General features: G+C 70.2%; 17 protein-coding genes. All 17 read left to right on the plus strand.

Features of this window, described 5'->3' with window-relative positions; all coding sequences use genetic code 11:
• Positions 1 to 133: 133 nt before the first annotated feature.
• The 17 genes from nrtL to atpE all read left to right on the plus strand — a co-directional run bounded on the left by nrtL (position 134) and on the right by atpE (position 19,630).
• Positions 134 to 1,324 (plus strand): ArgS-related anticodon-binding protein NrtL, encoded by a 1,191-nt coding sequence (nrtL, locus tag AB0K36_RS18265; RefSeq protein ID WP_364595117.1) that lies wholly within the window; start codon positions 134 to 136, stop codon positions 1,322 to 1,324.
• Between the two features lie 23 nt (positions 1,325 to 1,347).
• Positions 1,348 to 2,739, plus strand: coding sequence for a diaminopimelate decarboxylase (gene lysA / locus AB0K36_RS18270; protein WP_364595120.1), 1,392 nt, complete (start codon positions 1,348 to 1,350; stop codon positions 2,737 to 2,739).
• 100 nt (positions 2,740 to 2,839) lie between these two features.
• Complete coding sequence (locus AB0K36_RS18275; protein WP_037776291.1) at positions 2,840 to 4,129, plus strand: homoserine dehydrogenase; 1,290 nt, start codon at positions 2,840 to 2,842, stop codon at positions 4,127 to 4,129.
• A gap of 7 nt (positions 4,130 to 4,136) precedes the next feature.
• Entirely contained in the window at positions 4,137 to 5,207 is a 1,071-nt protein-coding gene (thrC, locus tag AB0K36_RS18280) for a threonine synthase (RefSeq protein WP_189471051.1), read from the plus strand.
• A 342-nt stretch (positions 5,208 to 5,549) separates the two neighbouring features.
• Entirely contained in the window at positions 5,550 to 6,467 is a 918-nt protein-coding gene (thrB, locus tag AB0K36_RS18285) for a homoserine kinase (protein WP_037773743.1), read from the plus strand.
• Positions 6,468 to 6,870: 403 nt separating this feature from the next.
• A complete protein-coding gene (rho, locus tag AB0K36_RS18290; RefSeq protein WP_364595124.1) occupies positions 6,871 to 8,928 on the plus strand; it encodes a transcription termination factor Rho in 2,058 nt (685 codons plus the stop codon).
• Positions 8,929 to 9,207: 279 nt separating this feature from the next.
• Positions 9,208 to 10,347, plus strand: a complete 1,140-nt coding sequence (locus tag AB0K36_RS18295) for an LCP family protein (protein WP_364595127.1) — start codon at positions 9,208 to 9,210, stop codon at positions 10,345 to 10,347.
• A 148-nt stretch (positions 10,348 to 10,495) separates the two neighbouring features.
• Entirely contained in the window at positions 10,496 to 10,720 is a 225-nt protein-coding gene (rpmE, locus tag AB0K36_RS18300; protein ID WP_005311879.1) for a 50S ribosomal protein L31, read from the plus strand.
• 114 nt (positions 10,721 to 10,834) lie between these two features.
• Entirely contained in the window at positions 10,835 to 11,914 is a 1,080-nt protein-coding gene (prfA, locus tag AB0K36_RS18305; protein ID WP_189471056.1) for a peptide chain release factor 1, read from the plus strand.
• 86 nt (positions 11,915 to 12,000) lie between these two features.
• Complete coding sequence (gene prmC, locus AB0K36_RS18310) at positions 12,001 to 12,846, plus strand: peptide chain release factor N(5)-glutamine methyltransferase (RefSeq protein ID WP_364595131.1); 846 nt, start codon at positions 12,001 to 12,003, stop codon at positions 12,844 to 12,846.
• A gap of 40 nt (positions 12,847 to 12,886) precedes the next feature.
• Positions 12,887 to 13,534, plus strand: a complete 648-nt coding sequence (locus AB0K36_RS18315; RefSeq protein WP_189471060.1) for an L-threonylcarbamoyladenylate synthase — start codon at positions 12,887 to 12,889, stop codon at positions 13,532 to 13,534.
• Entirely contained in the window at positions 13,531 to 14,181 is a 651-nt protein-coding gene (locus AB0K36_RS18320) for an arsenate reductase/protein-tyrosine-phosphatase family protein (protein ID WP_005311870.1), read from the plus strand. Before AB0K36_RS18315 ends, AB0K36_RS18320 begins: the two co-directional genes overlap by 4 nt.
• 492 nt (positions 14,182 to 14,673) lie before the next feature.
• Positions 14,674 to 15,951 carry a serine hydroxymethyltransferase gene (gene glyA / locus AB0K36_RS18325; protein ID WP_364595135.1) on the plus strand — a complete coding sequence of 426 codons (1,278 nt, stop codon included), beginning with the start codon at positions 14,674 to 14,676 and terminating at the stop codon, positions 15,949 to 15,951.
• 117 nt (positions 15,952 to 16,068) lie between these two features.
• Entirely contained in the window at positions 16,069 to 17,412 is a 1,344-nt protein-coding gene (locus tag AB0K36_RS18330) for an MraY family glycosyltransferase (RefSeq protein WP_364595138.1), read from the plus strand.
• A 424-nt stretch (positions 17,413 to 17,836) separates the two neighbouring features.
• Positions 17,837 to 18,274, plus strand: a complete 438-nt coding sequence (locus AB0K36_RS18335; RefSeq protein WP_364595141.1) for a Cg1360 family ATP-synthase-associated protein — start codon at positions 17,837 to 17,839, stop codon at positions 18,272 to 18,274.
• Between the two features lie 225 nt (positions 18,275 to 18,499).
• Positions 18,500 to 19,318, plus strand: coding sequence for a F0F1 ATP synthase subunit A (gene atpB, locus AB0K36_RS18340; protein WP_494517678.1), 819 nt, complete (start codon positions 18,500 to 18,502; stop codon positions 19,316 to 19,318).
• A gap of 75 nt (positions 19,319 to 19,393) precedes the next feature.
• Positions 19,394 to 19,630, plus strand: coding sequence for an ATP synthase F0 subunit C (gene atpE, locus AB0K36_RS18345; protein WP_360040982.1), 237 nt, complete (start codon positions 19,394 to 19,396; stop codon positions 19,628 to 19,630).
• The last annotated feature ends 6 nt before the right edge of the window (positions 19,631 to 19,636 follow it).

Consider the following 19,636-nt stretch of genomic DNA (forward strand, 5'->3'; position numbering starts at 1 on the left):
GCGACGGCAGCACGCCCTGGCCGTCGGCGGTCGTCGACGGACCGCGGGCCACCACGCCCGCGCCCGCCACCACAGTGCCCGCATCGCGAAACCGGTTCGCGGAGTGCCCCCCCTCCTCCCATACGCTTGTCCCGTGACCCCCGCTGAGCTCTCCCGTACCGTGCGGCACGCCGTGTGCCGTGCCGTGGAGGACGGCGCGTTGCGCGTCGACGCCCCTGGGGACGTCAAGGTCGAGCGGCCCCGCCCCGGCGGGCGCGGGGACTACGCCACAGGGATCGCGCTGCGGCTGGCCCGGCAGGCCGGACGCCCGGCCGCCGAAGTGGCCGCGGAGCTGGGGCACCGCATCGCCGCCGCCCCCGGCATCGCCGCCGTCGACATCACCGGGCCCGGCTTCCTCAACATCACCCTCGAGCCGGACATCCAGCAGCGGCTCGTACGGGACGTCCTGGAGCGCGGCGAGAAGTACGGCTGGACCGACCTGTCAGGGCGCGTCGAGCAGCCCACCTACCGTGCCGACGTACGGGCCGCCGTCACGGCCGACACCCTGCGCCGGATCCTGCTCTCGCAGGGCACCGTGAGCCGGACCTTCTGCGAGGGCGCCGCCGACCCGGTCTGGGCCGACCTCGGCGTACGCATCGAGGCTGAGCACGCGCGGGGCCGGCTGCCTACGGACGTCGCGCCCATTCCCGCCACCGACGTCGCGCCCGTTCCCGCCGCCGACGTCGCGCCCGTTCCCGCCGCCGACGACGCGGCCACGCTGCTGCGGCGCCTCGGCGTGGACGCCACCCGCTGGGGCCTGCTCGCCGCCGCGGCGCACGACCGGCCCCTGACCGACCGCCCCATCCCGGGCGACGGGTCCACCCCCGCCGACGCGTCCACCCCGGACCGCCCCACCCCCACCCCCGGCCCCCACCACACCCCCCACCCCCTCCTCCTCCAGCACGAGCGCAACCCCCTCTTCCGCGTGCGCTATGCCCACGCCAGGGCCCGCGCCCTCACCCGTAACGCCGCGCAGCTCGGGTTCGCCGGCAGCCCGGAAGAGCATGTCGACGCCCCCGTTCTCACCGCCGCCATCGGCGATCACCCCGGCGTCCTCGCGGACGCCGCCCGGCTCAGGGCGCCCGATCGGCTTGCCCGGCATCTGGAAGTCACCGCCGACGCTCTCCTCTCCTTCCAGAGCAGCGGCCGGCACAGCGTGCTGCCCGTCGGGGACGAGAAACCCTCGGCCGCCCACCGTTCCCGGCTGGCCCTTGCCGAAGCCGCCGGGACGGTGCTCGCCGGTGGCCTGTCCCTGCTCGGTATCAGCGCGCCCGACCATCTGTGAGACGTGAGAGAGATCAGATTCCGATGAGCCGATCCGCACACCCCGCCGGTCCCCGTCATGCCGATGTCCTCCCCGAGGGGCACTACACCGCCCCGCCCGCCGATCTGAACGCCCTCGACCCGAAGGTGTGGGCCGACACCGTCACCCGTAACGCCGACGGTGTCGTGACCGTCGGAGGGATCGAAGTGACCAGGCTGGCGGAGGAGTTCGGGACCCCGGCCTACTTCCTCGACGAGGCCGACTTCCGTGCCCGCTGCCGCGCATGGGCCGCCGCCTTCGGCAAGGACGCGGACGTGTTCTACGCGGGCAAGGCGTTCCTGTCCCGGGCGGTCGTCAGGTGGCTGAAGGAGGAGGGGCTCAACCTCGACGTGTGCTCGGGCGGCGAGCTGGCGACGGCGCTGGCCGCCGGGATGCCCGCGGAGCGCATCGCCTTCCACGGCAACAACAAGTCGGTGGAGGAGATCGAGCGCGCGGTGAGCGCCGGCGTCGGGCGGATCGTGCTCGACTCGTTCCAGGAGATCGCCCGGGTCGCGCACATCGCCCAGAGCATGGGGAAGCGGCAGCGGGTGCAGATCCGGGTGACCGTCGGCGTCGAGGCCCACACGCACGAGTTCATCGCCACGGCCCACGAGGACCAGAAGTTCGGCATCGCGCTGGCAGGCGGTCAGGCCGCGGAGGCCGTGCGGAGGGCGCTGAGGCTGGACGGGCTCGAGCTGATCGGCATCCATTCCCACATCGGTTCGCAGATCTTCGACATGGCCGGCTTCGAGGTGTCCGCCCGCCGGGTCGTGCAGCTGCTCGCCGAGGTGCGGGACGAGCACGGCGTCGAGCTGCCCGAGATCGACCTCGGCGGCGGCCTCGGTATCGCGTACACCTCCGACGACGATCCGCGTGAGCCGCACGAGATCGCGAAGTCCCTGACCGAGATCGTCACCCGCGAGTGTGAGGCCGCCGGGCTGCGGTCGCCCCGCATCTCCGTCGAGCCGGGCCGGGCGATCGTCGGGCCCACCGCCTTCACCCTGTACGAGGTCGGCACCGTCAAGCCGCTCGAGGGACTGCGTACGTACGTCAGCGTCGACGGCGGCATGTCGGACAACATCCGTACCGCGCTGTACGACGCCGAGTACAGCGTCGCCCTGGTGTCGCGTACCTCCGAAGCCGTTCCCATGCTCAGCCGGGTCGTCGGCAAGCACTGTGAGAGCGGCGACATCGTGGTCAAGGACGCGTTCCTGCCGGCCGACCTCGCCCCCGGCGATCTGATCGCCGTGCCGGCCACCGGCGCGTACTGCCGTTCCATGGCCAGCAACTACAACCACGCACTTCGCCCGCCCGTCGTCGCCGTCGCGGACGGCGAGGCGCGGGTGATCGTCCGGCGTGAGACGGAGGAAGATCTCCTGCGTCTCGATGTCGGATAGTTGAGATAGATGTCTCGCATGCCGGACGGAGGACAGAAACTCCGGTTCGGTGGGTGAGACTGGTCCACACCCGAGAAGTAATGAGAAGCGAGGTCGGATGATGCGTACGCGTCCGCTGAAGGTGGCGCTGCTGGGCTGTGGAGTGGTCGGCTCAGAGGTGGCGCGCATCATGACGACGCACGCCGACGACCTCGCCGCGCGCATCGGCGCCCCGGTGGAGCTCGCCGGGGTCGCCGTGCGCCGGCCGTCCAAGGTGCGCGAGGGCATCGACCCGGCGCTCATCACCACGGACGCGACCGCGCTCGTCAAACGCGGCGACATCGACGTCGTCATCGAGGTCATCGGCGGCATCGAGCCGGCCCGCACCCTCATCACCACCGCGTTCGAGCACGGCGCCTCCGTGGTCTCCGCCAACAAGGCGCTGCTCGCCGAGGACGGCGCGACGCTGTACGCCGCAGCCGAGCAGCACGGCCGCGACCTGTACTTCGAGGCCGCCGTCGCCGGCGCGATCCCGCTGATCAGGCCGCTGCGCGAGTCCCTCGCCGGTGACAAGGTCAACCGCGTCCTCGGCATCGTCAACGGCACGACCAACTTCATCCTCGACAAGATGGACAGTTCGGGGGCGGGGTACTCGGAGGCGCTGGACGAGGCGACGGCCCTCGGATACGCCGAGGCCGACCCGACCGCCGATGTCGAGGGCTTCGACGCGGCCGCCAAGGCCGCCATCCTCGCCGGCATCGCCTTCCACACCCGGGTACGGCTCGACGACGTCTACCGCGAGGGCCTCACCGAGGTCACCGCCGCCGACATGGCCTCCGCCCGCCGCATGGGCTGCACCGTCAAGCTCCTCGCGATTTGCGAGCGGGCGGCGGACGGGCAGTCGGTGACGGCCCGCGTGCACCCCGCGATGATCCCGCTCAGCCACCCGCTGGCGTCGGTCCGCGAGGCGTACAACGCCGTCTTCGTCGAGGCCGAGGCCGCCGGGCAGCTGATGTTCTACGGCCCCGGCGCCGGCGGCTCGCCCACCGCGTCCGCCGTGCTCGGCGACCTCGTCGCCGTGTGCCGCAACAAGCTCGCCGAGGCAACGGGGCCCGGCGAGTCGGCGTACACCCAGCTGCCCGTGAGCCCCATGGGCGACGTGGTGACGCGCTACCACATCAGCCTCGACGTGGCCGACAAGCCGGGCGTTCTCGCCCAGGTCGCGACGGTCTTCGCCGAGCACGGCGTATCCATCGATACGGTGCGCCAGCAGGGCAAGGACGGCGAGGCGTCCCTCGTCGTCGTCACCCACCGCGCGCCCGACGCCGCCCTTTCCGGGACCGTCGAGGCGCTGCGCAAGCTCGACACCGTGCGCGGTGTCGCCAGCATCATGCGTGTTGAAGGGGAGTAAGGGACCCATGACCACCAACGGCACCCACCAGTGGCGCGGCATCATCGAGGAGTACCGGGACCGTCTTCCGGTCACGGACACGACGCCGGTCGTCACGCTCCGTGAGGGTGGTACGCCGCTCGTCCCGGCGCAGGTCCTCTCCGAGCGCACGGGCTGCGAGGTGCACCTCAAGGTCGAGGGCGCCAACCCCACCGGGTCCTTCAAGGACCGCGGTATGACGATGGCCATCACCCGGGCCAAGGAGGAGGGCGCGCAGGCCGTCATCTGCGCCTCCACCGGCAACACCTCCGCCTCCGCCGCCGCGTACGCGGTGCGTGCCGGGATGGTCTGCGCGGTCCTCGTGCCGCAGGGCAAGATCGCCCTCGGCAAGATGGGCCAGGCCCTGGTGTACGGGTCGAAGATCCTCCAGGTCGACGGCAACTTCGACGACTGCCTGAACCTGGCCCGCAGCCTCTCGGAGAACTACCCCGTGGCGCTGGTCAATTCGGTCAACCCGTACCGGATCGAGGGCCAGAAGACCGCTTCCTTCGAGATCGTCGACGCGCTCGGCGACGCCCCCGACATCCATGTGCTGCCCGTCGGCAACGCCGGCAACATCACGGCGTACTGGAAGGGGTACAAGGAGTACGCCGCGGACGCGATGGCCGGACACACCCCTCGAATGTGGGGTTTCCAGGCTTCGGGTTCCGCGCCGATCGTGCGGGGCGAGGTCGTGAAGGACCCGTCGACGATCGCCACCGCGATCCGGATCGGCAACCCCGCGTCCTGGACGCAGGCGATCGCCGCGCGCGACGAGTCGGGCGGCTTCATCGACGAGGTGACGGACCGTGAGATCCTGCGCGCCTACCGCCTGTTGGCGTCGCAGGAGGGTGTCTTCGTCGAGCCGGCGTCGGCCGCGTCCGTGGCCGGTCTGCTGAAGGCCGCCGAGCAGGGCAAGGTCGACCCGGGCCAGAAGATCGTGTGCACGGTCACCGGCAACGGTCTGAAGGACCCCGACTGGGCGGTCGCCGGAGCGCCCCAGCCGGTCACCGTCCCGGTCGACGCGGCCGCGGCGGCGGAACGCCTCGGGCTCGCGTAGCCGCCCGGCCCGCGGTATCTGGCGTGAACGGGGCGGCTCGCGGCCCTGATCCGGCCGGAGGACCGCTTGCGCCCGTCCAGTTGCCCTACTGGAAAGTATGGCAAGCCGGACAACGTCACACGTAGAGGCACAGGAGGCCCGCGACACGCATCGTGCGCCTCCTGTGCGCCCTATGTCGCAGGTGAACCTTCCTTCGATAGGCTGTACCCGAACCCGGCCCGCCGCATATGCGCGGTGTCGTTGCCGTCGCGGTGTTTCCACCGCCGAGGCCCACGGGTATTCCTGCCTCTCGAACCATTCGTGTACATCCCGCAGTTCAGAACCAAGGAGAGTCGTCGAGCGATGGCCGGTCCAGCGTTCCGCGCCGCCGCCGTCCGGGTGCGCGTCCCCGCAACCAGCGCCAATCTCGGTCCGGGCTTCGATGCCCTCGGGCTGTCGCTCGGTCTGTACGACGACGTGGTCGTCCGGGTCGCGGACTCCGGTCTGCACATCGACATCGCCGGTGAGGGCGCGTCGACCCTGCCCCGGGACGAGAACCACCTGCTGGTACGGGCCCTGCGCACGGCCTTCGACCTGCTCGGCGGTCAGCCGCGCGGCCTCGAGGTCGTCTGCGCCAACCGCATCCCGCACGGCCGCGGTCTCGGCTCCTCCTCGGCCGCGATCTGCGCCGGCATCGTCGCCGCCCGCGCCGTGACGATAGGGGGCGACGCGAAGCTCGACGACGTGGCGCTGCTCGAGCTCGCCACCGAGATCGAGGGCCACCCGGACAATGTCGCCGCCTGTCTCCTCGGCGGTTTCACCCTCGCCTGGACCGAATCGGGAGCGGCGCGCGCGATCAGGATGGATCCCGCCGATTCCGTCGTTCCGGTGGTTTTCGTTCCGTCCAAGCCGGTGCTCACGGAGACGGCCCGCGGGCTTCTCCCGCGCACCGTCCCGCATGTCGACGCCGCCGCGAACGCCGGCCGGGCCGCCCTCCTCGTCGAGGCCCTGACCAGGCGTCCTGAGCTGCTGCTCCCCGCCACGGAGGACCGTCTCCACCAGGAGTACCGGGCCCCGGCGATGCCGCAGAGCGTCGATCTGGTGAACCGACTGCGCGCCGACGGCGTCCCCGCAGTCATCTCCGGCGCGGGCCCCACGGTGCTCGCGCTGGCCGAGGACAGTGCGGCCGACAAGGTCGCACGGCTGGCGGGCGAAGGATGGGCGGCCAACCGGCTCGCCTTCGACGCCGCGGGTGCGAGCGTGCTGCCGCTCGCTCCCTAGGGACACACGATTGCCACACGATTGCCGGTGAGAGAGAGGGGGAATGTTTGTTGGAGCCGGTAGTGTTAACCTCAAGTCAGCGGCCGTCGTCCTACGACGCGGCGCTTTGCGTCCCTCATCGGGACCACCATTCTTCCGGGAGCCTCCCCAAACTGCCTGAGCAGCCTGCCTGAGCAGTTTCGAGCACGCTCCGGAACCGGCACGACACCCCTCGCTTTGTTCAGGAGTGGGCCGAGCAGGGGGACCTCGGGCCGGGCCTTGCACGTATGCATGTATCTCTCTCCGCCGTCAATTCTCCGGCGGGACCACCGCTCCGGCACGGACCACACCCAGGACCGCAGCCGGACAGCACAACCGGTCGCCGAGCCAGAAGGCCGACGTCCGCTCCAGGGAAGGACCCTTCGTGAGCGACACCACCGATCTGATGGGCGTGACTGCCGACAACAACGTCGACAACGCCGCGCCCGCCGCAGGTGCTGCCTCGGGCACCACCTCACGGCGCCGCCGCTCCGGCACCGGCCTCGAGGGCATGGTCCTGGCCGAGCTGCAGCAGGTCGCGTCCGGCCTCGGCATCAGGGGCACCGCGCGTATGCGCAAGAGCCAGCTGATCGAGGTCATCAAGGAGGCGCAGGCCGGAGGGACCTCCCCGGCGAAGAGCGCCGAGGCGGGCGCCGGTGAGGCCCCTGCCAAGCCCAAGCGCCGCGCCACGTCCAAGACCCGTACGGGTGACGAGGCCGCTGCCCCCGCCGCCGAGAAGGCGGAGAAGGCCGACAAGCCCGAGAAGGCTGTCGCCCAGCAGCAGATCGACATCCCGGGGCAGCCGGCCGGGGGCATCGCCCAGGCCGCAGGCTCCGCGGGAGACGACCAGCCGGCCGGTGAGCGCCGCCGCCGTCGCGCCACTGCGCAGGCGGGCAGCCCGGAGACCCGCACCGAGGCCCGCGGGGACACCGCCGTCGACGTCAAGACCGACGTCAAGACCGACGAGCGCCCCGAGGCCAAGGCCGACGCCGCCGTGGACACCGCCGAAGGCCGTCGTGACCGCCAGCGGGGCGACCGCGCCGAGCGTGGCGACCGGGGCGAGCGCGGGGACCGCGGCGAGCGCCGTGAGCGTCAGCGTGACCGCCGGGGCAAGGGCGACGACCAGCAGCAGGGCGGCCAGCGCCAGCAGCGCCAGGGCGGCCAGCAGAGCACCGGTCCCCAGGACGACTTCGACGACGAGGCGGGTGGCCGTCGCGGACGCCGCGGCCGCTACCGCGACCGCCGTGGCCGCCGTGGCCGTGACGACTTCCAGGCCGGCGAGCCGCAGGTCTCCGAGGACGACGTCCTGATCCCCGTCGCGGGCATCCTGGACATCCTCGACAACTACGCGTTCATCCGGACCTCCGGCTACCTGCCCGGCCCGAACGACGTGTACGTCTCCCTCGCCCAGGTCCGCAAGAACGGCCTGCGCAAGGGTGACCACGTCACCGGTGCGGTCCGTCAGCCCAAGGACGGCGAGCGCCGCGAGAAGTTCAACGCGCTCGTCCGCCTGGACTCGCAGAACGGCATGGCGCCCGAATCCGGGCGCGGCCGCCCCGAGTTCAACAAGCTGACGCCGCTCTACCCGCAGGACCGGCTCCGTCTGGAGACCGACCCGGGCGTGCTGACGACCCGGATCATCGACCTCGTCGCGCCGATCGGCAAGGGCCAGCGCGGTCTGATCGTGGCCCCGCCGAAGACCGGCAAGACCATGATCATGCAGGCGATCGCCAACGCGATCACGCACAACAACCCCGAGTGCCACCTGATGGTCGTCCTGGTCGACGAGCGTCCGGAAGAGGTCACCGACATGCAGCGGTCGGTGAAGGGCGAGGTCATCTCCTCGACCTTCGACCGCCCCGCGGAGGACCACACCACCGTCGCCGAGCTGGCCATCGAGCGCGCCAAGCGCCTCGTCGAGCTGGGTCACGACGTGGTCGTCCTGCTGGACTCGATCACCCGCCTGGGCCGTGCCTACAACCTGGCGGCCCCGGCCTCCGGACGCATCCTGTCCGGTGGTGTCGACTCGACCGCGCTGTACCCGCCGAAGCGCTTCTTCGGTGCCGCGCGCAACATCGAGGACGGCGGTTCGCTGACCATCCTGGCCACCGCGCTGGTCGACACCGGCTCGCGGATGGACGAGGTGATCTTCGAGGAGTTCAAGGGCACCGGCAACGCGGAGCTCAAGCTCGACCGGAAGCTCGCCGACAAGCGCATCTTCCCGGCGGTGGACGTCGACGCGTCCGGCACCCGTAAGGAAGAGATCCTGCTCGGCAGCGACGAGCTCGCCGTCACCTGGAAGCTGCGTCGGGTGCTGCACGCGCTCGACCAGCAGCAGGCGATCGAGCTGCTGCTCGACAAGATGAAGCAGACCAAGTCGAACGGCGAGTTCCTGCTTCAGATCCAGAAGACGACTCCGTCGGCCGGCAACGGCAACGACTGAGAGAGCTTCGCCACAGCCGCCGGGCCCGTCACGGGCCCGGCGCAGGACCACCCCTCCGCCTCCACCAGCGGCAGAAACCACTGGTGACAGCGCGGACCAGGGTCCTGGAGCTGTCCCTCGGGCCCACCGCGCACGGCGCGGTGGGCCCGAGGCGTTTCTCAGGGAGTTCTCACCGCGCCGTGCAACGCTTCTCGCTGCTCCGACGTCTGAGCAACCACGACAAACCGCGCCTGAACACCACCCCCGGGGGTAGCGGGAGCAGCGAGAGCCGAGGAGAGCATGAGCGAGCAGAGCCGCAGCGCCGGCCGAATACTCCCGCTACGTCCAGCGGGCGTGGGGAGACCCTCACGGGGCGGCAGCCGCCGCAAGCCGCCCACGAGGGCCCGCCGGACCTGGACGGTCGTGGCCTGGGTCGCCGCCGCCCTGGTACTCGTCGGCGGCTCCGGTCTCGGCCTTCTCTACGTCAAGCTCAACGGGAACCTCCAGGGCGTCGACATCAAGACGGCACTGGGCGAGGACCGCCCGAAGAACGTCGACAACGGCTCCATGGACATCCTGGTGCTCGGCTCCGACTCACGCTCCGGCGCGAACGCCCGGTACGGCGACGACGACGGCGCCGCCCGCTCCGACACCGCGATGGTCGTGCACGTCTACCAGGGCCACAAGACCGCGAGCGTCGTGTCCGTACCGCGCGACACCCTGGTGGGGCGGCCCGACTGCACCGGCCGTGACGGCACCGCCGTCCCCGGGCAGGAGCGGGCGATGTTCAACAGCGCCTACGAGATCGGCGGCCCCGCGTGCGCCGTGAAGACGGTCGAGGCGATGTCCGGCATCCGCATGGACCACTACATCGAGGTCGACTTCACGGGCTTCAAGAAGCTCATCGACGAGCTCGGCGGCGTCGACATCACCACCACGCAGCCGATCGACGACAGCAAGAGCCATCTGAGCCTCCCGCCCGGCACCCACAGCCTGGACGGGGAGCAGGCGCTCGGCCTCGTACGCACCCGCAAGAGCGTCGGCGACGGCAGCGACCTCGGCCGCATCCAGCTCCAGCAGGCTTTCATGAAGGCGTTCATCGACCAGGTCAAGGACGTCGGCGTGTTCAGCTCCCCGAAGAAGCTCCTGGACCTCGCCGACGCCGGCACCAAGGCGATCACGCCCGACTCGGAGCTGGACTCGGTGAACGAGCTGATGGGCTTCGCCAGGGGGCTCAGCGCCCTCGGCGCGGAGGACGTCGACATGATCACCATGCCGGTGGAGTACGACCCCGCCGACCCCAACCGCGTCGTCCCCGTCGAGACCGGCGCCCGGCAGGTGTGGACGGCGCTCAAGCAGGACAGGCCGATCCCGGCCTCCGCGGTGCGGGACTCGGCGGGCGACAAGGGCGACGCCGCCACCGTCGTGAGCAGCCCGTAATACCCACTTCGGCAGCCAGGAATACTTCAGCGACCACCCCGGTTTTGGGAGATACGGCCGGTCCTGGCAGACTGGTACGTCGGCCCCGGTTCACGTACGAGCATCCCCGCCCGTGCGACCCGGCGCCCTCCCGAACCTAGGAGACACCTTGAAGCGCGACATCCACCCCGAGTACGTCGAGACCCAGGTCAGCTGCACCTGCGGCGCGTCGTTCACCACCCGTAGCACGATCCAGAGCGGCAACATCCGCGCCGAGGTCTGCTCCGAGTGCCACCCGTTCTACACGGGCAAGCAGAAGATCCTCGACACCGGTGGCCGTGTGGCCCGCTTCGAGGCCCGCTTCGGCAAGGCTGCCGGCTCCGCCAAGAAGTAGCGAGCCACTGCGCCGGTCCTCGGCCGCCCCCTCCAGGGTGGCCGGGACCGGCGCTTTGTCCGTTCTGAGCAGCCACCGCAGCCACCCCTTCGTGTACGGAACCAGGAGCCATCGATGTTCGAAGCGGTCGAGGAACTGATCGGCGAGCACGCCGATCTCGAGAAGAAGCTCGCCGACCCTTCGGTCCACGCCGACCAGGCGAACGCGCGCAAGCTGAACAAGCGCTACGCCGAGCTGACGCCCATCGTCGGCACGTACCGCGCCTGGAAGCGGACCGGCGAGGACATCGGGACGGCCCGTGAACTGGCCCAGGACGACCCGGAGTTCGCCGCCGAGGTGAAGGACCTGGAGAAGGAGCGCGAGGCGCTCACCGAGAAGCTGCGGCTGCTGCTCGTCCCGCGCGACCCCAGCGACGACAAGGACGTCATCCTCGAGGTCAAGGCCGGCGCGGGCGGCGACGAGTCCGCCCTGTTCGCGGGCGACCTGCTGCGGATGTACCTGCGATACGCGGAGCGCGTCGGCTGGAAGACCGAGATCATCGACTCCACCGAGTCCGAGCTCGGCGGCTACAAGGACGTCCAGGTCGCCGTGAAGACCAAGGGCGGCCAGGGCGCGACCGAGCCGGGCCAGGGCGTCTGGGCGCGGCTGAAGTACGAGGGCGGGGTGCACCGCGTGCAGCGCGTGCCCGCCACCGAGTCCCAGGGCCGTATCCACACCTCCGCGGCCGGTGTGCTGGTCACGCCGGAGGCCGAGGAGATCGACGTCGAGATCCACGCCAACGACCTGCGCATCGACGTCTACCGCTCGTCCGGACCCGGCGGCCAGTCCGTCAACACGACCGACTCCGCCGTGCGCATCACGCACCTGCCGACCGGCATCGTCGCCTCCTGCCAGAACGAGAAGAGCCAGCTCCAGAACAAGGAGCAGGCCATGCGTATCCTGCGCTCCAGGCTGCTCGCCGCAGCCCAGGAGGAGGCCGAGAGCAAGGCCGCGGACGCCCGCCGCAGCCAGGTCCGAACGGTCGACCGGTCGGAGAAGATCCGTACGTACAACTTCCCGGAAAACCGGATCTCGGACCACCGCGTCGGCTTCAAGGCGTACAACTTGGACCAGGTGCTCGACGGTGACCTGGACGCGGTGATCCAGGCGTGCGTCGACGCCGACTCCGCCGCCAAGCTCGCGGCTGCCCAGTAGCCCGCGAACCGGCGCAGCCGGTGCAGTTCCCGTAGTCCCACAGGCCAGAGAATCGTCCGCACGAGCGTCACAGGAAGGGTAGGCACGTGAATCTGCTGCTTGCCGAGGTGGCCCAAGCCACCCAGCGGCTGGCCGACGCCGGCGTGCCGTCACCGCGGTTCGACGCGGAGGAGCTCGCCGCGTTCGTGCACGGCGTGAAGCGGGGAGAGCTCCACAACGTCAAGGACGCGGACTTCGACGCCCGCTACTGGGAGGCCGTCGCCCGCCGAGAGGCGCGCGAGCCGCTCCAGCACATCACCGGGCGCGCCTTCTTCCGCTACCTGGAGCTCCAGGTCGGCCCCGGGGTGTTCGTGCCGCGCCCCGAGACCGAGTCGGTCGTCGGCTGGGCGATAGAAGCCGTACGCGCGATGGACGTCGTCGAGCCGCTGATCGTCGACCTGTGCTCCGGCTCCGGCGCCATCGCCCTCGCGATGGCCCAGGAAGTGCCGCGTTCGCGCGTGCACGCCGTGGAGCTGTCGGAGGACGCCCTGAGGTGGACCCGCAAGAACGCGGAAGGATCCCGCGTCACCGTCCACCACGGCGACGCACTCACCGCGCTGCCCGAGCTCGACGGCCAGGTCGACCTGGTCATCTCCAACCCGCCGTACATCCCGCTCACCGAGTGGGAGTACGTCGCACCCGAGGCGCGCGACCACGACCCGCAGATGGCCCTGTTCTCCGGCGAGGACGGCCTGGACACCATCCGCGGCATCGAACGCACCGCGCACCGGCTGCTGCGGCCCGGCGGCCTCGTCGTCATCGAGCACGCCGACACCCAGGGCGGGCAGGTGCCGTGGATCTTCAACGAGGAATCCGGCTGGGCCGACGCAGCCGACCACCCCGACCTGAACAAGCGGCCGCGGTTCGCCACCGCCCGCAAGGCCATGCCATGACCAAGCACATGACCAAGCACGTGTACGAGGAGGCCCGCTGATGGCTCGGCGATACGACTGCAACGACGCGACGGATCGCACCACCGGCCTGCGCGAGGCCGCATCGGCCGTCCGCCGCGGAGAGCTCGTCGTGCTGCCCACCGACACCGTGTACGGCATCGGTGCGGACGCCTTCAGCGCCGAGGCCGTCGCCGACCTGCTCGAGGCCAAGGGGCGCGGCCGGAACATGCCCACCCCTGTCCTCATCGGCTCGCCCAACACCCTGCACGGACTCGTGACCGACTTCTCCGAGCAGGCATGGGAGCTCGTCGACGCCTACTGGCCCGGCGCGCTGACCCTGGTCACCAAGCACCAGCCGTCCCTCCAGTGGAACCTCGGGGACACCCGTGGCACCGTCGCGATCCGGATGCCGCTGCACCCCGTCGCGATCGAACTGCTCACCGAGGTCGGCCCGATGGCCGTCTCCAGCGCCAACCTCACGGGACACCCCTCGCCCGAGGACTGCGACGCCGCCCAGGGGATGCTCGGCGACTCCGTCTCCGTCTACCTCGACGGCGGCCCGACGCCCGGCATCGTGCCGTCGTCGATCGTCGACGTCACCGGCAAGGTGCCGGTCCTGCTGCGCGAGGGCGCCCTGTCCGCGGACGAGCTGCGCAAGGTCGTACCAGACCTCGAGGTGGCCAATTGACCGCCCCTGAGGGGCGTGGCATAGCGGAAACCAGCAGCACGGGCCAGGCCTTCCGCATCCTCCACGTCAGCACCGGCAACGTCTGCCGCTCGCCGATCACCGAGCGGCTGACCCGCCATGCCCTGAGCGACCGCCTCGGCGATCCCCTCACGGGCGGCCTGATCGTGGAGAGCGCGGGCACCTGGGGTCACGAGGGCGCGCCGATGGAGGCCAACGCCGAGATCGTCCTCGCGGACTTCGGAGCGGACGCGAGCGGGTTCGTCGGGCGTGAACTGCTCGACGAGCACGTCATCCGCGCGGACCTCGTCCTGACGGCCACGCGCGACCACCGCGCGCAGGTCATCTCGATGGGCCACTCGGCGGGCCTGCGGACCTTCACGCTCAAGGAGTTCACCCGCCTCGTACGCGCCATAGACCCGGCGACCCTTCCCGACCCTCGCGAGGACGGCGTCGTCGAGCGTGCGCGCGCGCTGGTGCGGGCGGCGGCGGCCCTGCGGGGATGGCTGCTGGCGCCGAGCCCGGACGCGGACGAGGTGTTCGATCCGTACGGGGCGCCGATCACGTTCTTCCGCTCGATCGGCGACGAGATCCATCAGGCGCTGGACCCGGTGGTCACGGCGCTGACGGGGGTCCGGGCGCGGTCCTGACGGGGCGCGTCGCGGGTGCGGGTGCGTGTCGCCTGCGGCGGGCTTGTTCCCCACCCCGCCCCTTCCCGAAACCGGGCTCCGCCCGGGCCCGGCACCGCGCTGCGCGCGGTGCTTCGGGGGCTCCTCCCCCTACGCCTGGCGGCGTGGGGGCACCCCCACCGGACCCCCGCGCCTCAAACGCCGGCGAGGCTGAAGTTGCCTCCGCAGTCGGCGAGGCTGGACGCCGCGCAGCGGCATTTCAGCCCGCCTGGGGCACCTCCCACGGCCGCCAGGCCGTAGGGGGAGATTGAGGGCACCGCGCGAAGCGCGGTACGCCGCCCGCAGGGCGGCACGGGGTCCGGGGCTGGCCCCGGTTCGGGAAGGGGCGGGTAGGGGAACAGCCCGCGCAGCGGTCACCCCGCCCGTCACCATGTCGCGCACGCACCGCGCGGCCACGCCCCGCCGGTTCTACATTGGATGTGCCGCAGCTCCCCCCGAGGCCCCGGAGCCGTCATGTCCGTCACCGATGAAGCCCGCGCAGTGCCTTCCGTGCCGTCACCGTCACCGTCCTCGTCGTTCGAGGCGCTGCGCCGCCAGGATCCCCAGATCGCGGACATCCTCTTCGGGGAGTCGCAGCGGCAGGCCACCACCCTCCAGCTCATCGCCGCGGAGAACTTCACCTCTCCCGCGGTGCTCGCCGCACTCGGGTCACCGCTCGCCAACAAGTACGCGGAGGGCTATCCGGGCGCCCGCCATCACGGCGGCTGCGAACTCGTCGACGCCGCCGAGCGCATCGCGATCGAGCGGGCGACGGCCCTCTTCGGCGCCGAGCACGCCAATGTGCAGCCCCACTCCGGCTCCTCCGCGGTCCTCGCGGCGTACGCGGCCCTGCTGCGGCCCGGTGACACGGTGCTCGCCATGGGGCTCCCGTACGGCGGGCACCTCACGCACGGTTCGCCGGCGAACTTCTCCGGCCGCTGGTTCGACTTCGTCGCCTACGGGGTGGACGCGGAGACCGGGCTCATCGACTACGACCAGGTGCGCCATCTGGCCCGGCAGCACCGGCCGAAGGCGATCGTCTGCGGGTCGATCTCCTATCCCCGCCATCCCGACTACGAGGCGTTCCGCGACATCGCGGACGAGGTCGGCGCCTATCTGATCGCGGACGCCGCGCATCCCATCGGTCTGGTCGCCGGCGGCGCGGCGCCGAATCCGGTGCCGTACGCGGACGTGGTGTGCGCCACCACCCACAAGGTCCTGCGCGGTCCGCGCGGCGGGATGATCCTGTGCGGCTCGGAGCTGGCGGAGCGCATCGACCGGGCCGTGTTCCCGTTCACGCAGGGCGGGGCCCAGATGCACACGATCGCGGCGAAGGCCGTGGCCTTCGGGGAGGCGGCGACGCCCGCGTTCACCGCGTACGCGCATCAGGTCGTCGCCAATGCGCGGGAGCTGGCCGGGGCGCTCGCCGCGGAGGGCCTCGCCGTGCTGACGGACGGCACGGACACGCACATCGTCGGCGCGGACCCGGCACCTCTCGGCATCGACGGCAGGGTGGCCCGTGGCCGGCTCGCCGCCGCCGGCATCGTCCTGGACACCTGCGCGCTGCCGTACGGGGACGGCCGGGGCATCCGGCTCGGCACGGCCGCCGTCACCACGCAGGGCATGGGCCGCAGGGAGATGGACCGGATCGCGACCCTGTTCACGGCGGCGCTGCGGGAGCAGGGCGAACCGCACGACATCCGGGGAAAGGTACAGGGTCTCGTCGCGGGATTCCCGCCGTTCGCGGGGTAGCAGCATTGCTGTGCCGTCTCCGTGCAACCATCACAGAGCCCCGCGTGTCCTCAAGCATGTGGCTACCACAGCTAAGGTGTGGGGCTGAGATGGCCAGCGATTCCTGTGGGGCAGCCCGTGCGTGATTACCTGCTGACGCTATGTGTCACGGCCGCGGTGACGTATCTGCTCACCGGGCCGGTGAGGAAGTTCGCCATCGCCACCGGCGCGATGCCGGAGATCCGTGCACGCGACGTCCACCGCGAGCCGACACCCCGGCTCGGCGGCATCGCCATGTTCTTCGGCCTGTGCGCCGGACTGCTGGTCGCCGACCACCTGGAGAACCTGAACAGCGTCTTCGAGCTGTCGAACGAACCACGCGCGCTGCTGTCCGGCGCCGCTCTGATCTGGATCATCGGCGTCCTGGACGACAAGTTCGAGATCGACGCCCTGATCAAACTGGGCGGCCAGATGATCGCCGCGGGCGTCATGGTCGTGCAGGGTCTGACGATCCTGTGGATCCCGGTCCCGGGCGTGGGAACCGTCTCGCTGACGAGCTGGCAGGGGACGCTGCTCACCGTCGCCCTCGTCGTCATCACCATCAACGCGGTGAACTTCGTCGACGGCCTCGACGGTCTCGCGGCCGGCATGGTGTGCATCGCGGCCGCGGCGTTCTTCCTCTACGCGTACCGGATCTGGTTCAGCTACGGCATCGAGGCGGCGTCCCCCGCCACTCTGTTCACCGCGATCCTGATGGGCATGTGCCTGGGCTTCCTGCCGCACAACATGCACCCCGCCAGGATCTTCATGGGCGACTCCGGCTCGATGCTGATCGGACTCGTCCTCGCGGCGGCCGCGATCTCCGTGACCGGGCAGGTGGACATGGACGCCCTGCGGATCTTCGAGGGCGGCACCCGCCAGGCCACGCACGCGGCGCTGCCGGTCTTCATCCCGCTGCTGCTGCCACTGACGATCATCGCGATCCCGGTCGCGGACCTGCTGCTGGCGATCGTCCGCCGCACGTGGAAGGGCCAGTCCCCGTTCGCGGCGGACCGCGGCCACCTCCACCACCGCCTCCTCGAGGTCGGCCACTCGCACAGCCGGGCCGTGCTGATCATGTACTTCTGGTCGGCGCTGATCGCCTTCGGCGTCGTCGCGTACTCCATCCACTCGAAGTCCATGTGGATCGTGCTGGCGGTGGTGGTGCTGAGCGCGATCGGCCTGGTCCTGTTGCTGCTGCCGCGCTTCACGCCGAGGGCCCCGCGTTGGGCGGAGGGCGTCGTCCCGCCGCGCTACCGCCGCCGCGCAAGGTCCGCGGCGGCCACGGCCGGCGCCACCGGACATCACGACAAGGCTGCTCCCGGGCCCGAGGAGGAGCAGCGCGTCCCGGTCGGTGTGGGTGTCAGCGGCGTCAACGGCGCGACGGCCGTGGGTCCCCGGGCCCGTTTCCCGGAGCGGGGCAGGGCGGACTCCACCCGCTGACCGGATTTAGTCCGTCCGGCCGTGAGGTTTACGAGGCACCAGCCGTTGATGGGCCTCTACAGCGCCGCCGCATGACGCTGTCTCTTGGGCCCCGGCGCGTCCGGGGACGGCCGGATCCTTGTACTCCTATGGAGGCATGTCCGCGGTCATGGGATGACGACTGAGGCGCAGACCGTTGCATTACCAGGCATACCGCCCAGTTGTCGTGCACACACGGGCGCGTTCACTCTCATGTGTGAGAGTTGGCACACGACTGGGTAAAGACCTCATCAAATAGTTTGTGATACCGTTCACGAGACCCGGAGACAGCGCCGAAGGACCGTAGTGCGACGGTTCGTTGGCCCCCGAGGCCCATCTCGGGACCGGGCCTACGCTCGTCCATGACGACACCACTTTGCCCCCACCAGCAAGCGGAGATGCCGCCATGCCGTCCAACGACGCACGCTCACTTCTTCTCACCGCCGTACCCACCGCTGCCGCCGGCGCGATCGCCGCTGTGATCAGCGGTGTGGTCGCCGGTGGCAAGGGGGCACTCGGCGCGGCCGTCGGTGCGCTGGTGGTCATCGTCTTCATGGGGATCGGCATCGTGGTCCTGCAGCGGACGGCCAAGCAGTTCCCGCAGCTCTTCCAGGCCATGGGTCTGATGCTGTACACGACACAGTTGCTGGTGCTCTTCGTCTTCGTCGCGGTGTTCAAGGACACGACGCTGTTCAACCCCAAGGCGTTCGCCGCGACGCTCGTCGCCGCCACCGTCGTCTGGGTGGCCGCACAGGCCCGTGCCCACATGAAGGCGAAGATCCTTTACGTCGAACCCGAACCGTCTGCTCCCCGTCAGGGCGAAAAGACAGGGTCGGCGACGTGAGGGGTAGGGCCGGTATAAATGCCCGTTCGAGACCCTGCTATCGTCCGGTGCCAACTGCGGCACTGCGGGCGCGGGCATCTGAGCTGACGCCTGCTCGACGCGAGGCTTCGATGCCTGATTGCCGCCCCCACATCCGAAACACCAGTCCGGTGCCGACTCGCGGCTGCGCGCCGCTCCGACACAACGAGGTTGCCGAACCCATGCGTCACGCCGAAGGAGCCCGCGGTGAGTGCTGAACAGACCACGCTCGCCTTTGACTGGAGCTGCCGCATCCTGGCCGACAACGGCTGTGGCTTTCCGGCACCGGGCCTGCACTCCTTCCTCTTCCAGCCGATCTTCACCGTCGGTGGCTTCGAGTTCAACAAGGTGATGCTGCTCGCGCTGCTCACCACGTTGGTTGTCGTCACCTTCTTCACGATGGCCTTCGGAAAGGCGAAGGTCGTTCCGGGCAAGCTGCAGATGATCGGTGAGGCGGGCTACGACTTCGTACGTCGCGGCATCGTCTACGAGACCCTCGGCAAGCGTGAGGGCGAGAAGTACGTCCCGCTCATGGTCTCGATCTTCTTCTTCGTCTGGATCATGAACATTTGGTCCGTGATCCCGCTGGCGCAGTTCCCGGTGTCGTCGATCATCGCGTACCCGATCGTCCTCGCCGTGATCGTCTACGTGATCTGGGTGTCGCTGACGTTCAAGCGCCACGGATTCGTCGGCGGCTGGAAGAACATCACCGGCTACGACGACTCGCTCGGTCCGATCAAGTGGCTCGTCTCGTTCATCGAGCTCTTCTCGAACCTGCTGGTCCGGCCGTTCACGCACGCCGTGCGACTGTTCGCCAACATGTTCGCCGGTCACCTGATGCTGGTGATGTTCACCGTCGCCTCCTGGTACCTGCTGAACAGCTACATGATCCCGGCCGCCGGCGTCTCCTTCGTGATGACGATGGTCATGATCCTGTTCGAGCTCTTCGTACAGGCCGTCCAGGCGTACGTCTTCGTGCTGCTGGCCTGCACCTACATTCAGGGCGCTCTCGCCGAGCACCACTGAGCCATCCCGCACAACCACCCATAGCTGTCCGGTGGCCAACCCCCACCGGTCCGTGAATGAAAAGGAAGAATCAGCATGGCTGCCACTGAGACCCTCGCCCAGGTCACTGGTTCGCTCGGCTCCATCGGCTACGGCCTCGCCGCGATCGGCCCCGGCATCGGCGTCGGCATCGTCTTCGGTAACGGCACCCAGGCTCTGGCCCGTCAGCCCGAGGCTGCCGGCCTGATCCGTGCCAACCAGATCCTGGGCTTCGCCTTCTGTGAGGCGCTCGCCCTGATCGGCATTGTTATGCCGTTCGTGTTCGGTAAGTAATCACTC

The sequence above is a fragment of the Streptomyces kurssanovii genome (assembly GCF_040677245.1).
In the GTDB taxonomy this organism is placed as follows: Bacteria; Actinomycetota; Actinomycetes; order Streptomycetales; family Streptomycetaceae; genus Streptomyces; species Streptomyces kurssanovii.